13 protein-coding genes are annotated in these 14,957 nt (G+C 67.4%); 10 read left to right on the forward strand and 3 right to left on the reverse strand.

What is annotated here, in order from left to right:
* The first annotated feature begins 47 nt into the window (after positions 1–47).
* The 10 genes from FHY50_RS11900 to FHY50_RS11945 all read left to right on the forward strand — a co-directional run bounded on the left by FHY50_RS11900 (position 48) and on the right by FHY50_RS11945 (position 10,773).
* Entirely contained in the window at positions 48–626 is a 579-nt protein-coding gene (locus tag FHY50_RS11900) for a thymidine kinase (RefSeq protein WP_140230917.1), read from the forward strand.
* On the forward strand, positions 626–1,516 hold the full coding sequence (gene truB / locus FHY50_RS11905) for a tRNA pseudouridine(55) synthase TruB (RefSeq protein ID WP_140230918.1): 891 nt from the start codon (positions 626–628) through the stop codon (positions 1,514–1,516). Before FHY50_RS11900 ends, truB begins: the two co-directional genes overlap by 1 nt.
* A gap of 14 nt (positions 1,517–1,530) precedes the next feature.
* Positions 1,531–1,800: a 30S ribosomal protein S15 gene (rpsO, locus tag FHY50_RS11910; RefSeq protein ID WP_140230919.1), complete on the forward strand. Its 270-nt coding sequence runs from the start codon at positions 1,531–1,533 to the stop codon at positions 1,798–1,800.
* A 246-nt stretch (positions 1,801–2,046) separates the two neighbouring features.
* Entirely contained in the window at positions 2,047–4,395 is a 2,349-nt protein-coding gene (pnp, locus tag FHY50_RS11915; protein WP_140230920.1) for a polyribonucleotide nucleotidyltransferase, read from the forward strand.
* 137 nt (positions 4,396–4,532) lie between these two features.
* Positions 4,533–5,558, forward strand: a complete 1,026-nt coding sequence (locus tag FHY50_RS11920) for a sensor histidine kinase (protein ID WP_140230921.1) — start codon at positions 4,533–4,535, stop codon at positions 5,556–5,558.
* A gap of 129 nt (positions 5,559–5,687) precedes the next feature.
* A complete protein-coding gene (locus FHY50_RS11925; RefSeq protein ID WP_140230922.1) occupies positions 5,688–7,454 on the forward strand; it encodes a RecQ family ATP-dependent DNA helicase in 1,767 nt (588 codons plus the stop codon).
* Between the two features lie 10 nt (positions 7,455–7,464).
* Complete coding sequence (locus FHY50_RS11930; protein WP_140230923.1) at positions 7,465–7,896, forward strand: protein tyrosine phosphatase family protein; 432 nt, start codon at positions 7,465–7,467, stop codon at positions 7,894–7,896.
* Positions 7,893–8,237 (forward strand): hypothetical protein, encoded by a 345-nt coding sequence (locus FHY50_RS11935; RefSeq protein WP_140230924.1) that lies wholly within the window; start codon positions 7,893–7,895, stop codon positions 8,235–8,237. The genes FHY50_RS11930 and FHY50_RS11935 overlap by 4 nt, the downstream gene beginning before the upstream one ends.
* Before the next feature lie 56 nt (positions 8,238–8,293).
* Positions 8,294–9,253 (forward strand): sterol desaturase family protein, encoded by a 960-nt coding sequence (locus tag FHY50_RS11940; protein WP_140230925.1) that lies wholly within the window; start codon positions 8,294–8,296, stop codon positions 9,251–9,253.
* Positions 9,187–10,773 carry a GMC family oxidoreductase gene (locus FHY50_RS11945; RefSeq protein WP_140230926.1) on the forward strand — a complete coding sequence of 529 codons (1,587 nt, stop codon included), beginning with the start codon at positions 9,187–9,189 and terminating at the stop codon, positions 10,771–10,773. Before FHY50_RS11940 ends, FHY50_RS11945 begins: the two co-directional genes overlap by 67 nt.
* A gap of 6 nt (positions 10,774–10,779) precedes the next feature.
* Here the strand turns inward: FHY50_RS11945 and pdeM are convergent, their stop codons facing one another.
* The 3 genes from pdeM to FHY50_RS11960 are packed head-to-tail and all read right to left on the reverse strand — an operon-like array spanning position 10,780 to position 14,926.
* On the reverse strand, positions 10,780–11,442 hold the full coding sequence (pdeM, locus tag FHY50_RS11950; protein ID WP_140230927.1) for a ligase-associated DNA damage response endonuclease PdeM: 663 nt from the start codon (positions 11,440–11,442) through the stop codon (positions 10,780–10,782).
* A gap of 29 nt (positions 11,443–11,471) precedes the next feature.
* Entirely contained in the window at positions 11,472–12,446 is a 975-nt protein-coding gene (locus FHY50_RS11955; RefSeq protein WP_140230928.1) for an aspartyl protease family protein, read from the reverse strand.
* Positions 12,447–12,493: 47 nt separating this feature from the next.
* Positions 12,494–14,926 carry a ligase-associated DNA damage response DEXH box helicase gene (locus tag FHY50_RS11960; protein WP_140230929.1) on the reverse strand — a complete coding sequence of 811 codons (2,433 nt, stop codon included), beginning with the start codon at positions 14,924–14,926 and terminating at the stop codon, positions 12,494–12,496.
* Positions 14,927–14,957: the final 31 nt, after the last annotated feature.

Below are 14,957 nucleotides of genomic sequence, written 5' to 3' on the forward strand. Positions count from 1 at the left end.
AATACCATGCGGCTGGTCGTCGGCGCCCCGTTGCGGCAGACAGCGCCATGGCCAAGCTCTATTTCTATTATGCGTCGATGAACGCCGGCAAGTCGACGACCCTGCTCCAGGCAGACTTCAACTATCGCGAGCGCGGACTGCACACGATGCTGTTCACCGCCGCGATCGACGATCGCATGGGTCAGCGGCGGATCGGTTCGCGCATCGGGCTCGAAGCCGCGGCGCTGCCGTTCGAGCCAGGCACCGACCTGTTCGCGTGCGTGGCGGGCGAGCATGCGCGCAGCCCGGTCGGGTGCGTACTGGTCGACGAGGCGCAGTTCCTGACCGCCGCGCAGGTCGCGGCGCTGGCGCGAGTCGCCGACGAGGCGAACGTGCCGGTGCTCGCCTATGGCCTGCGCACCGATTTCCAGGGCGAGCTGTTCGAAGGGTCGGCGCGGCTGCTGGCGATTGCCGATTCGCTGGTCGAGCTCAAGTCGATCTGCCAGTGCGGGCGCAAGGCGACGATGAACCTGCGCATCGACGCGAATGGCGATCCGGTGCGATCGGGCGCGCAGACGGAGATCGGCGGCAACGATCGCTATGTGGCGATGTGCCGGCGGCATTTCGTCGCGGCGATGGGAACGTAATGCACGGCTGGATCATCCTCGACAAACCGCTCGGGCTCGGCTCCACGCAGGGGGTAAGCGCGGTCAAGCGCGCGTTGCGTCAGGGCGGCTATCCCAAGGTGAAGGTCGGGCACGGCGGGACACTCGATCCGCTGGCGACCGGCGTGCTGCCGATCGCATTGGGCGAGGCGACCAAGCTCGCCGGGCGGATGCTCGACGCGAGCAAGGTGTATGAGTTTACGATCGGGTTCGGGACGCAGACCGACACGCTCGACGCCGAGGGGACCGCGATCGCGACGAGCGACGTGCGGCCGACCTTGGCGGACGTCGAAGCGGTACTGCCGCGCTTCACCGGACCGATCGAGCAGATGCCGCCGGCCTATTCCGCGCTCAAGGTCGATGGCGAGCGGGCCTATGATCTGGCGCGGGCCGGGGCGGAGGTGGTGCTGGCGACCCGCGCGGTGACGGTGTTTTCGCTGGTGCATAGCTCCGGCGCGGAGGAGCAAGTCGACAAGGTCACCCTCACCGCCCATGTCTCCAAGGGCACCTATATCCGCAGCCTGGCGCGCGACATCGCGCTTGCGCTCGGCACGGTCGGGTCGGTGACGATGCTCCGCCGCACCCGAGCCGGGCCGTTCGGGCTCGACCACGCGATTTCGCTGGACAAACTGAACCAATCCGCTACTGCCCGCGCGCTTGAAGACATCCTCCTGCCGTTGAGGGCGGGGCTGGACGACATCCCGGCTCTATCCCTCTCCCCCGATCAGGCAGGGCTGCTCCGCCAGGGGCGGGTGTTGATCGGGATCGCTGCCGACGATGGCCGATATTTCGCGATTGCGGACGATGTCCCGGTCGCGCTGGTAGAGGTTTCGGGCCGTCAGGTCCGTGTCGTCCGTGGCTTCAACCTCTAATCGAAAGGACCACGATGTCGATCACTCCGGAGCGCAAGGAAGCGCTCATCACCGAACATGCCCGCCAGTCGGGCGACACCGGCAGCCCCGAGGTCCAGGTCGCGATACTGACCGACCGGATCGTCACGCTGACCGAACATTTCAAGACGCATGCCAAGGACAATCATTCGCGCCGCGGGCTGCTGATGATGGTCAACAAGCGGCGCTCGCTGCTCGACTATCTCAAGAAGAAGGACGCCGAGCGGTATTCGGCGCTGATCGCGAAGCTGGGTCTTCGCAAGTGAAAATGGCGCCCTCGGGCGCCATTTTTATACCGGTGCAGGCCGGGATCCAGCAAGTTCAGGCGCGATAGCGCTCTTCCAGCCGCTGGAGCTGGGCCCCGGCCTTCGGGTCCCATCAAAATAGCATTTTGATGGGTGCCCTGCCGCCGGGGTACGACGGGGAAAGGCAATTCGGCCCGACCTCACGAGCCAAGAACGGCTCGCACACGGGCCCCAGCCACATCGGGTGGCTGGTGTAAAGGAAACCAAATGTTCGATACCAAAACCGTAAGCATCGAGTGGGGCGGACAGACCCTGACGCTCGAAACCGGCCGCGTTGCGCGGCAGGCCGATGGCGCCGTCATGGCGACGCTCGGCGAGACCGTCGTGCTGTGCGCCGTCACCGCCGCACGCTCGGTCAAGGAAGGGCAGGACTTCTTCCCGCTCACCGTCCACTATCAGGAAAAATTCTCGGCTGCGGGCCGCATTCCCGGCGGCTTCTTCAAGCGCGAGCGCGGCGCGACCGAAAAGGAAACGCTGACCAGCCGTCTGATCGACCGTCCGATCCGCCCGCTGTTCCCGGAAGGATTCTATAACGAGATCAACGTGATCTGTCAGGTTCTCAGCTATGACGGCGAGAACGAGCCCGATATCCTCGCGATGGTCGCGGCATCGGCGGCGCTGACGATTTCGGGCGTTCCCTTCATGGGCCCGATCGGCGCGGCGCGCATCGGCTATGTCGACGGCGAATATATCCTCAACCCTAACTCGACCCAGATCAAGGAAGGCGATCTAGACCTAGTCGTCGCCGCCACCGGCAATGCCGTGATGATGGTCGAATCCGAAGCCAAGGAGCTTTCGGAAGACGTCATGCTCGGCGCGGTCCAGGTCGCGCACAAGGCGTGCCGCGAAGCCGCCAACGCGATCATCGATCTTGCCGAACAGGCCGCCAAGGAGCCGTGGGAACTCGCTCCCGTCGCCGACAAGTCGGCCACGCTCGCCAAGCTTGACGCCGCGATCGGCAAGGACATCGCCGCCGCATACAAGCTGACCAACAAGTCGGAGCGCCAGAACGCGCTCAACGAAGCGCGCGCCAAGGCGCGCGAGGTGTTCGCCGACCTGCAGGAAAGCGATCCCGCGCAATATCTCGGCACGCTAAAGCTGGTGAAGAAGCTGGAAGCGAACATCGTGCGCAACGCCATCCTCAAGGACGGTACGCGCATCGACGGCCGCACCACCACCCAGATCCGTCCGATCGAGGCGATGGTGCACTTCCTGCCGCGCGCGCACGGCTCGGCGCTGTTCACCCGCGGCGAAACGCAGGCGATCTGCACGACCACGCTGGGCACCAAGGATGCCGAGCAGATGATCGATGGCCTCGATGGCCTCAGCTACTCGAACTTCATGCTGCACTATAACTTCCCGCCCTATTCGGTCGGTGAAGTCGGCCGCTTCGGTGCGCCTGGCCGCCGCGAAGTCGGTCACGGCAAGCTCGCCTGGCGCGCGCTGCACCCGGTGCTGCCGAGCAAGGACGAGTTCCCGTACACGATCCGCGTCCTGTCGGACATCACCGAGTCGAACGGATCGTCGTCGATGGCGACGGTGTGCGGCGGTTCGCTGGCGATGATGGACGCGGGCGTTCCCTTGAAGCGTCCGGTGTCGGGCATCGCGATGGGCCTTATCCTCGAAGGCAAGGACTTTGCGGTGATCAGCGACATCCTCGGCGACGAGGATCATCTCGGCGACATGGACTTCAAGGTCGCGGGCACGTCCGAGGGCATCACCACGATGCAGATGGACATCAAGATCGCGGGCATCACCGAAGAGATCATGCGCAAGGCGCTGGCGCAGGCCAAGGAAGGCCGCGCGCACATCCTGGGCGAGATGGCCAAGGCGCTCGACCACACCCGCGAGGAGCTGTCGGCACACGCGCCGCGCATCGAGACGCTGCAGATCGACAAGTCGAAGATCCGCGACGTCATCGGCACCGGCGGCAAGGTAATCCGCGAGATCGTCGCGACGACCGGAGCCAAGGTCGACATCGACGACGAGGGCGTCATCAAGGTCTCGTCGTCCGACACCGCGCAGATCGACGCGGCGATCGCGTGGATCAAGGGCATCGTCGAGGAAGCCGAGGTCGGCAAGATCTATGACGGCAAGGTCGTCAACCTCGTCGACTTCGGCGCGTTCGTGAACTTCATGGGCGGCAAGGACGGCCTGGTCCATGTCTCGGAGATCAAGAACGAGCGGGTCGAGAAGGTCAGCGACGTGCTGAGCGAAGGCCAGGCGGTCAAGGTCAAGGTGCTCGAGATCGATCCGCGCGGCAAGGTGCGCCTGTCGATGCGCGTCGTCGATCAGGAGACCGGCGCCGAGCTGGAAGACACCCGCCCGGCCCGCGAACCGCGTGAGGGCGGCGATCGTGGTCCGCGCGGCCCGCGCCGTGACGGCGACGGCGGCCGTGGCCGTGGTCCAGGCGGCGGCGGCGAGCGTGGCTCGGGTGATCGTGGCCCGCGCCGCGACCGCGGCCCGCGCGACGACAGCCGCGGCCCGCGTCGCGACGAAGGTGCCAAGGACGATGGCGGCGACATCGGCCTGCCTTCGTTCATTACCGAGAACTGATCGCCGCCTAGACGTGATCGAGGAAGGGGGGCCGGGTGGTCCCCCTTTTTTCGTGAACGCGGGCACAGTGCGCAGTCGGGAGCGCGCTCCCGCCGCCGGGGCTGGCAATCGTCCAACTTGTTGCATAGGCGTATCGGATGCGGAAACCCGATGAAAGCGCAGGCGCGCCGCTGCTCGAACGGCTCCCGATCGCGGTCGATCGCCCGGGACTGGCGACGATCGCCACGCTCGCGCTCGTCGCGGCCGCGCTGGTTGCGCGATTCGCTGCCGATCCGCTGTTCCCCACCGGCTTTCCCTACGTAACCTTTTTCCCTGTGGTCATCCTCGCGTCGGCACTGTTCGGTGCGCGCCAGGGACTGCTGTCGGGCGTGCTCGGCGGTCTGCTGTCGTGGTATTTCTTCATCGGCGCGCCCGACCGCTTCGAACTCGGATCGGGTATCGCCACCGCGCTCGGCTTCTACGCGCTGGTGGTCGGCACCGACGTGCTGATCATCCACTGGATGCAGCGCGCCAATGCCAAGCTCGCCGCCGAACGCGAACGCAGCCGCGCGCTCGCCGATACGCGCGAGCTGTTGTTTCGCGAACTGCAGCACCGCGTATCGAACAATCTGCAGGTGGTTGCCGCCTTGCTCAGCCTCCAGAAGCGTCAGGTCGGCGATGCGGCTGCGCGCGCTGCGCTCGACGAGGCATCGCGGCGGATGGCGGTGATCGGGCGGATCAGCCGCCAGCTCTATGATCCGTCGGGCCGTGCGCGCGACGTACGCTCGCTACTCGAGCCGCTTTGCGCCGACGTCGTCGACGCCAGCGGGCGCAAGGACGTCGAGGTGCGCGTGACCTGCGCCGCCGATGAGGAGCTTGCTCCCGATGCGGCGATTCCGATGGCGCTGATCGTCGCCGAATCGGTCGCCAATGCCATCGAGCATGGGTTCGCAGGGCGCGATGGCGGCCGGATCGAGGTCGAACTGTCGCGGGGGGCCGATGGCGGTGTCGTGGTCGAGGTCCGCGACGATGGTCATGGCGTGCCGGACGGCTTCGCGATCGACCAGCAGGCGAGCCTGGGCCTGCGCATCGCCGCGATGCTGGCGGAACAACTGCGCGGTAGTTTCGCGTTGATCGGCGGGGCGGGGACGACGGCGAGGCTGGTGCTACCGGCGACCAGCTAGCCCTCGTTCGTCCCGAGCGGTGTGCGGGGTGTCTCGAATTCGCTCGACACGAACGCGATGGGAGGGTTGCAACCGGGCAAGGCAGCTCGAGCCTCGACACTGCCGCGCCCGCCATCCTATTGGCACCCGATGCGCGATCCGCTCGAAATCCTCCGCACCACCTTCGGCTTTTCCGGCTTTCGCGGGGTGCAGGCCGACGTCGTCGACCGCGTGCTCGCCGGGCAGCACACGCTGGCGGTGATGCCGACCGGCGCAGGAAAGTCGCTGACCTACCAGCTTCCCAGCCAACTGCTGGAAGGAACCTGCCTGGTCATCTCCCCTCTGATCGCGTTGATGCACGACCAGTTGCGCGCAGCCGAAGCGGTCGGCATTCGCGCGGCGACGCTGACCTCGGTCGACAGCAACCGGGATGAGACGATCGAGCGGTTTCGCGGCGGTGCGCTTGATCTTCTCTATGTCGCGCCCGAACGCGCTTCGGGGGAGGGCTTCCGCACCCTGCTGAGCCAGGCGCCGCTCGCGCTGTTCGCGATCGACGAGGCGCATTGCGTCAGCGAATGGGGGCATGATTTCCGCCCCGACTATCGCCTGCTCCGCCCGCTGCTCGATCGCTTTCCCGACGTGCCGCGGCTCGCGCTCACCGCGACCGCCGACGCGCATACCCGCGCCGACATCTGCGAACAGCTCGGTATTCCGCGCGACGGGATGATCGTCGCCGGGTTCGACCGGCCCAACATCCGCTATGCAATTTCGCCGCGCGACCAGACCACGCGGCAGATCGCGGACCTGATGGCCGATCAGCCCGGACCCGGCATCGTCTATGCCCAGACGCGCGCCGCGACCGAGAAGCTGGCCGAGGCGCTGGGCCGCACCGGCCGCCCGACGCGCGCCTATCATGCCGGACTCGACCCCGCGGTCCGCGCCCGCAATCAGGCCGATTTCGTCGCATCCGAGGATATGGTGATCTGCGCCACCGTGGCGTTCGGCATGGGCATCGACAAGCCCGATGTCCGCTTCGTGGCGCATGCCGGCCTGCCCAAGTCGATCGAGGCCTATTACCAGGAGACCGGCCGCGCCGGGCGCGATGGCGATCCGGCGGTCGCGCACCTGTTCTGGGGCGCCGACGATTTCGCACGCGCGCGCCAGCGCATCGCCGAGGTCGAACCCGCGCGACAGCCCGGCGAGCGTACCCGGTTGACCGCGCTGGCGGCGCTGGTCGAGACCGCCGGATGCCGCCGCGCGATCCTGCTGCGCCATTTCGGCGAGGATCCGCCCGAAGCGTGCGGCAATTGCGACAATTGCCTGAACGCGCCCGCCGCCGTCGACGCCACCGTGGTCGCGCAGAAATATCTCTCGGCGGTGTTCCGCACCGGCCAGATGTTCGGCGCGGGCTATGTCGAGGCGGTGCTGACCGGCCAGTCGAGCGAGCGCAGCCTGATGAACGGGCACGAGACCCTGTCGGTGTGGAACATCGCCGAGGACGAGGAGGCCGCGCTGATCAAGCCGGTCGGCCGAGCGCTGCTGCTGCGCGACGCGCTGCGCGCCAATGCGCATGGCGGGCTGGAGTTCGGCCCCGGCGCGCGCGGGTTGCTCAAGGGCGGCGAGACGTTGAGGCTCGTCGTGCCGCCCAAGCGCGAGCGGCGGCGGCGCGGCGGGGGCAATGCCGCGCTCAATCCAAACGGCGATCCGCTATTCGAGGCGCTGCGCAACAAGCGCCGGGAACTGGCACAGGACGGCAATGTCCCGCCCTATGTCATCTTCCACGATTCGGTACTGCGCGACATGGCGGCGCTGCGCCCCGACAGCCGCCAGGCGCTGGGCGCGATCACCGGCGTCGGCACGCGCAAGCTGGAGGCTTATGGCGACGCGTTTCTGGCGGTGATCGCGCAGGCAGGCTAAAGGTAGCGCCATGGACATTCGACCGATTACCGACCGCATTGCGGTCGCACCGCAAATCCAGCCGGGCGACGTCGCAAGCCTCGCCGCCGACGGCTACACCGCGATCGTCAACAACCGCCCCGATGGCGAGGATGCGGGCCAGCCGAGCGGCGACGCGATCCGCGCCGCCGCCGAGAGCGCGGGGCTGGCCTATACCGCGATCCCGATCACCCATGCCGGGTTCTCGTTGCCGCAGGTCGATGCGATGACCGCCGCAATCGATGCCAGCGAGGGCAAGCTGCTTGCCTATTGCCGTTCGGGAACGCGTTCGTGCAATTTGTGGGCGCTGGCGGCTACCAAGGCGGGCGACGAGCCCGATGCGATCGTCGCGATGGGGCAGGCGGCGGGGTACGACCTGACCGGTATCCGACCGTTACTCGACCAATTGGGCTCGGCGCGGTGAACTGGACGCTGCTGGTCGGGTCGCTCGGGGCGATCCTGGCCTTGGCGGGAACGGCGCGGTGGCTGGGGCTGGGCGGTATCGCGATCGCCGACGATGCGCAGGCGATCGCCGCGGCACAGGCAGCGGTCGCCGGGTTCGAAGCGATTGCCGCGCAGGTCGATCGCGAGGGCCGGGCGGCACTGGTCGAGGGTGCCGACGGAAGTGCGGTGGTGCTCAAGGCCGCAGGCGCGCGGATCGCCGCGCGGCACCTGCAACCGCCGATCCGCACCGCCGACACCGATGAGGGGATCGTCGTCGAGACCGGCGACCGCTGGTTCGGCTATGTCGCGATCCGCGATTAGGCTGGGCGGGGCAGGGACACTGGCGCGGCAACTGACACGCATGTAAGCTGCCGTCGATGCCCGATCTGCCCAGCCCCGTCGATCTAGCGATCCCCGCCTTTGTCGCGCTGGTGTTCGCCGAGATGCTGGTCGCATGGGCAAAGGACCGCAGGCGGTATTGCCCCAGCGACACGCTGACCTCGCTCGGGCTCGGCCTGGGCAGCACCATTGCCGGTATCCTGTCGGGCGGGCTGGTGTTCGCGCTGGCGACATGGGTCCACCAGTTCGCGCTGTTCGATATCGGCTATGCGTGGGGATGGTTCGTCGTCGCGTTCGTGCTCGACGACCTGGCTTACTATGCCTTCCACCGGTCGGCGCATCGCGTGCGCTGGTTTTGGGCGAGCCATGTCATCCACCATTCGAGTCAGCATTATAACCTGTCGACCGCGCTCAGGCAGACCTGGACCGGCTTCTTCTCTCTGGGTTTCCTGTTCCGGCTGCCGCTGTTCCTGATCGGCTTTCCGCCGGCGATGGTCTTCTTCGTCGCAGGCGTGAATCTGGTCTATCAGTTCTGGATCCATACCGAGGTGATCCACCGGATGCCGAAATGGTTCGAAGCGGTGATGAACACGCCGTCGCACCACCGCGTCCATCACGCCACCAACCCGCGCTATCTCGACCGCAACTATGCCGGCGTGTTCATCGTCTGGGACAGGCTGTTCGGCACCTTCGAGCCCGAGCGCGACGACGATCGGCCGCGCTACGGCATCGTCAGGGACCTCGGCAGCTTTAACATATTGTGGGCGGCGTTCCACGAATGGATCGGCATCGCCCGCGACGTGTGGCACGCACCGTGGCGGCACAAATGGAATTATATCGCGCGCGAACCCGGCTGGAGCCATGACGGCAGCCGCGACACCTCGGACGCGATCCGCGCCCGCTGGCAGGCAAAGAACGAAGCGGAGGGGAAATGGACGCAGTCGACTTCATCGTCGTCGGAGCCGGATCGGGCGGCAGTGCGGTTGCCGGGCGGCTGAGCGAAGACGCCAATCGCACGGTCGCGCTGCTCGAGGCGGGCGGGCGCAACACCTCGCTCAAGACCGTGATGCCCGGCATGATGCCGTTCCAGTCGGAGGGCACCAACTGGCGCTATGAGACCGTTCCGCAGCCGGGGCTGAACGGCAGGCGGGGCTATCAGCCGCGCGGCAGGGGATTGGGCGGATCGAGCGCGATCAACGCGATGCTGTATCTGCGCGGATGCCGGTGGGACTATGACAATTGGGCAGCGATCGGCGCGACCGGCTGGGGCTATGACGACGTTCTGCCCTATTTCAAGCGCGCCGAGCATAATGTCCGTGGGGGAGACGCGTATCACGGCGCCGATGGGCCCTTATGGGTCAGCGACCAGAACCACGCGCATTCGGGAAGCGAAGCGTTCCTCGATGCCGCGCAGGCGCTGCAGATGCGGCGCAATCCCGATTTCAACGGCGCCGAGATCGAGGGCGTCGGCCTGTATCAGGTAACGCAGCGAAACGGCGAACGCTGGAGTGCGGCGCGGGCATATCTCGGCGACGGCAAGCATCCCGCCAATCTGAAGGTGCTGACCGACGTCCTTGTCGAGCGGGTGCTGTTCGAAAATGGACGCGCGGTGGGCGTCACCTATCGCCAGGGCGACACCATCCACACGCTGCTCGCGCGTGGGGGCGTGGTGCTGGCGGGCGGCGTGTTCGCGACACCGCAATTGTTGATGCTGTCGGGGATCGGCCCCGGCGAGCATCTGCAACGCCACGGCATTCCGGTGGCAGTCGATCGCGCTGCTGTCGGAACCAACCTTCAGGATCATATCGACTATGTCGCCGCGTTCGAGACCGAGGGCTCGCTGTTCCTCGGGCGGTCGCTGGCGGGCAGCGTCAAGTCGCTGCGGGGCATCGCGCGCTGGCTGCGCAACCGCACCGGTCCGATGACGACGCCCTATGCCGAGGCCGGCGGCTTCGTGAAGACCGATCCGACCGCACCCGCGCCCGATGTCCAGTTTCACTTCCTGATCGCGATCGTCGAGGACCACGGACGCACGCAGGTCGCCGGGCACGGCTATAGCTGCCACGCCTGCGTGCTCAGGCCGGAAAGTTCGGGGACGGTGCGGCTGGCGACGAACGACGTCGCCGACGCGCCGCTGATCGACCCGCAGTTCCTGTCCGACCAGCGCGATGTCGAAACATTGAAGCGCGGGGTGCGCTCGATGTACCGCATCCTCCAAACGCCGCCGATGACCGGTTATCGCGGGCGCGATCGCTATCCGGTCAATCTGGACGACGATACCGCGTTGGAGGCGCTGATCCGGCAGCGCGCCGACACCGTGTACCATCCGGTCGGCACCGCGCGGATGGGGTCCGACGCGGATGCGGTCTGCACGCCGCAGCTCGGCGTTCGCGGCGTCGATCGCCTGTGGATCGCCGACGCGTCGGTGATGCCGAAACTGGTCTCGGGCAACACCAATGCGCCGTCGATCATGATCGGCGAGCGCGCTGCGGAATTCATTCGCACCGCGACCGCTTAAGATCGCTCAGGCCGCGATCGGAAAGCGCATCAGCCGCGTGTCCGTCGCGATCAGCGCCTGCGCCCCGCGTCCGACGGCACGCACGATCTCCGGGTGGTCGGCGTCGAGCCCGCCAGTCAGCGAGCCGAATGCGGGCAGGATCAGCTTGGTCGGCGTCGCCACAAAACAGCGCCGCGCGATCCGCCGTCCGCGCACGGTGACGCGCAGCTTGGGGTGGAAATGTCCCGAAATTTCCGGCCGCGGCTCGCCCGGCTCGGCTTCGTGGCGCAGCATCAGGCCATCGACCATCGCTTCGCGCACGATGCGCCCGCCGCAATGGTCGGTCATGCCGGCATCGTGGTTGCCGGTGATCCACGTCCAGTCGAGCGCGCCGGTCAGCGCGCGCAGCCGGGCCTGCGCCTGGCCGGGAAGCCGCTCGCAACCCGCTGCGTCGTGGAAGCTGTCGCCCAGGCACCACAAAGCGCGCGCGTCGCAGCGCGCCACCACCGCTTCGAGATCGTCGAGCGTCATCAGCGAATCATAGGGCGGCAGCATCTGGCCGAACTGCGCGAACCAGCTCGCCTTTTCGAAATGCAGGTCGGCGACCAGCAGGGCGCGATGCAGCGGCCAGAACAGCGCGCCTGCCCCGAGCGCCAGGAAATCGTGACCGCCGAACGAAAAGGGAACCATGGTTTCGCTATGACGGCATGGACGCACGATCACAAGCCCGGCGGCGCACCGCGGCGACGCAAATCGGCGGGAAGCCGGAAGGTAACCGCGCGGTTCGCGAAATCGATATCGACCTGCCGGAACAGCCGCATCGCATCCATGCCGAGCAGGATCGCGGGTCGTCGGTCCAGCCCGAGCCGCCGGAACGGTGCCGCATCGAGAAACGCGATCGGGATGTCGCGAAAGGTGATCCCGCCGACCGACAATTGCGGGACCGCATGATAGTCGGCCCCGATCTGCTCGCCGGTCACGCTAGTCAGCTCGATCCGGCGCAGCATGCCGCGGCGTCCCGCGATCGCGCGCTGCAGCGCGAGGTTGCCGATGCTGACGCCGGTGCCGGTGTCGAGGATGACGTCGACCCGCTGCGAACCCAGCCGCGCCTCGGTCAGGATCAGCTGGCCAAGCAGCGACCGCGCGCGCACGATGATCTCGTCGGGCTTCGGCCGCGCGGGCGCCCGGCGCCGCGCGTCGCGCACCACCATCGACCGCGCGTCGAAATCGATCGACACGGCGCGGCCTGCCAACGTGTCGAGCCCGATCAGCCCGGCCGCGCCCAGATCGATGGCATCGAGCGCCGGTGCCTCGATCGACCCGGTCGCGGCAAGCGCGTCGATCGCGATGGTCGGCACGATCACGGTCGCGGCGGGAGTACGGCCGGTAATCGTGGTCAGCACCACCCGCCTGCCCGCGGCAAGATCAAGCGTCCGCGCCAGTTCGTGCGAGACCACCGTGCGTTCGGATCCGGTATCGAGGATGAAGCGATATGGCCCTTGCCCGCCGATCGAGACGGGTAGGGTGATGCGATCGCCGAGCAGCGCCAGCATCACCAGCTGCACCGAATCCTCGACCGGGCTCACCGGCACCGATGCCGGCGCTTCGGCTGGGACGGAGGGGAGCGTCTGCGTGGATGCGGGCGCGGCGATCAGCAGCGCGGACAGGATAGTCGCGGTGGCCCGGCGGGACATGGCGCATGATAGGCCTGCGGGCACCCCGCCGCAATCGCCGCTGCCGCTCAGTCGGGCCGCATCGCCTCCGCCGCGAGAATTTCGGCTTCCTCGAGCAAGGCGTCGTCGGTCGATCCCTGCGACACTTTTTCGCGGCCGATCAGCACCAGCACCGGCACCGCCAGAGGACTGATGCGGTCGAGATCGACATGCACCATCGTGCCCGCCGCGCGTTCGAGCAGGCTGGCGAGCCGCCCGACATCGGTCATCCGCGCGCGCGCATCTTCCCATGCCGCCTGCAGCATCAGATGCGTCGGCTCGTATTTGCGCAGCACGTCGTAGATGAGGTCGGTTGAGAAGGTGACCTGCTTGCCGGTCTTCTTCTTGCCGGGATGGTTGCGCTCGACCAGCCCGCCGATCACCGCCACTTCGCGAAACGCGCGCTTGAGCAGGCTCGACGATTGCACCCAGCTGACGAATTCGTCTTCGAGGATATCGCTGGAAAACAGCGCCGCCGGATCGGTGATCGGCTCCAGCCCGTAACAGGCGAGCGCATAGTCGTTCGACACGAAGCCGACCGGCTTGAGTCCCAATGCCTCCATCCGCCGGGTGATCAGCATGCCGAGCGACTGGTGCGCGTTCCACCCCTCGAAGCTGTACGCGACCATATAATGCCGCCCCTCGCGCTCGAACGTCTCGACCAGCAACTCGCCGGGCTTGGGCAGCAGCGAGCGGCGATCCTGCATCTCCAGCCATTCGCGTACGTCTGGCGGAAATCGCGGCCATTCGCTGCGGTCGTGCAGGAAACCGCGGACGCGATCGGCAAGGTTGGTCGACAGCGGCATCCGGGACCCGCCATAGGTCGGGACCCGCGCCGGCCGCGCGGTCGCGCGTACCACCAGGTCGAGCTCGGTCATCCGCTCGACCTCGAGGCTCATCCCCGCGAAGAAAAAGGTGTCGCCCGGCGACAGCGTAGAGGCGAAATATTCCTCGACCTTGCCCAGCTTGCGCCCGTTCTTGAACCGCACATCGAGCATGTCGGCCTCGACGATGATGCCCGCGTTCAAGCGGTGCTGCGTGACGAAGCGCGGATGCGCTACCCTCCACAGGCCGTCGCCGTCACGCGTCAACCGCTTGAAACGGTCATAGGCGCGCAGCGCGTAGCCGCCGTCGGCGATGAACTGGAGGACGCGGTCGAAGACCTCTTGCGACAGCGCCGAATAGGGCAATGCTGCGCGAACCTCGTGCAGCATAGTCGCAGCATCGAACGGGGCGGCGCAGGCACACGCCATCAGATGCTGCGCAAGGACGTCGAGCGCGCCGGGGCGAAAGATATCGGGGTCGAGCTCGCCCGCCTCGACCGCGTCGAGCGCGGCGCGCGCCTCGAGATACTCGAAGCGATTGCCCGGCACCAGCACCGCTTCGGACGCCTCGTCGAGGCGATGGTTGGCGCGGCCGATCCGTTGCAGCAGCCGCGACGAGCCCTTGGGCGCACCCATCTGCACGACGCAATCGACATCGCCCCAATCGACTCCTAGGTCGAGGCTGGCGGTGGCGACCAGCGCGCGCAGGCGACCATCGGCCATCGCGCCTTCGACCTTGCGCCGTGCCTCGCGCGACAGGCTGCCGTGATGCACCCCCATCGGCAGGTTCATGTCGTTCGCCTTCCACAGGTCCTGGAAGATCAGTTCGGCCAGGCTGCGGGTGTTGCAGAACACCAGGGTCGTGCGGTGCGTCTCGATCTCGGCCATCACCTGCGCCGCGGCATAGCGCCCCGAATGCCCCGACCACGGCACGCGGTCCTGCGGCAGCAGGATGGCGATGTTGGGATCGGCGCCGGGCTCTCCCTCGACCAACGTGACCGTGTCGATGTCGCCGTCGGGGGCGAGCCACGCGCGATAGCCGTCGGTATCCGCGACCGTCGCCGACAAAGCGGTGCGGCGCATCGCTGGCGCGATCGCCTGCAGCCGCGCCATGCCCAGCGCGAGCAGGTCGCCGCGCTTGCCGGTGGCAAAGGCATGGACCTCGTCGACGATGACGCAGGCGAGCCCAGCGAACAGCCTGAAGCTGTCGGGATGGCTGAGCAGCAGGCTGAGCGATTCGGGCGTGGTCAGCAGGATGTTGGGCGGCTTGGCCCGCTGCCGCGCCTTGCGGTCGCTGGGCGTATCGCCGGTGCGCGCCTCGACGGTGATGTCCAGCCCCATCTCTTCGATCGGGGTGAGCAGGTTGCGTTGCACGTCGATCGCCAGCGCCTTGAGCGGCGAGATGTACAGCGTGTGGATGCCGCCGCGCGGCGCGGCGACAAGCTCGTCGAGCGTCGGCAGGAAACCGGCGAGCGTCTTGCCCGCTCCGGTCGCGGCCACCAGCAGCGTGTGCCGCCCCGTCCGCGCCGCCGCCAGCATCTCGATCTGGTGTCGCCGCGGCCGCCAGCCCCTTCCGGCGAACCAGTCGGCAAGCGGCGCGGCAAGATCGGTCGGGGCAGGCGCGTCCGCGGCTTTCATCCGGGGCTCAGATGGGCGCGCGCGGCGCGGC

The sequence above is a fragment of the Sphingomonas japonica genome (assembly GCF_006346325.1).
Taxonomy (GTDB): domain Bacteria; phylum Pseudomonadota; class Alphaproteobacteria; order Sphingomonadales; family Sphingomonadaceae; genus Sphingomonas; species Sphingomonas japonica.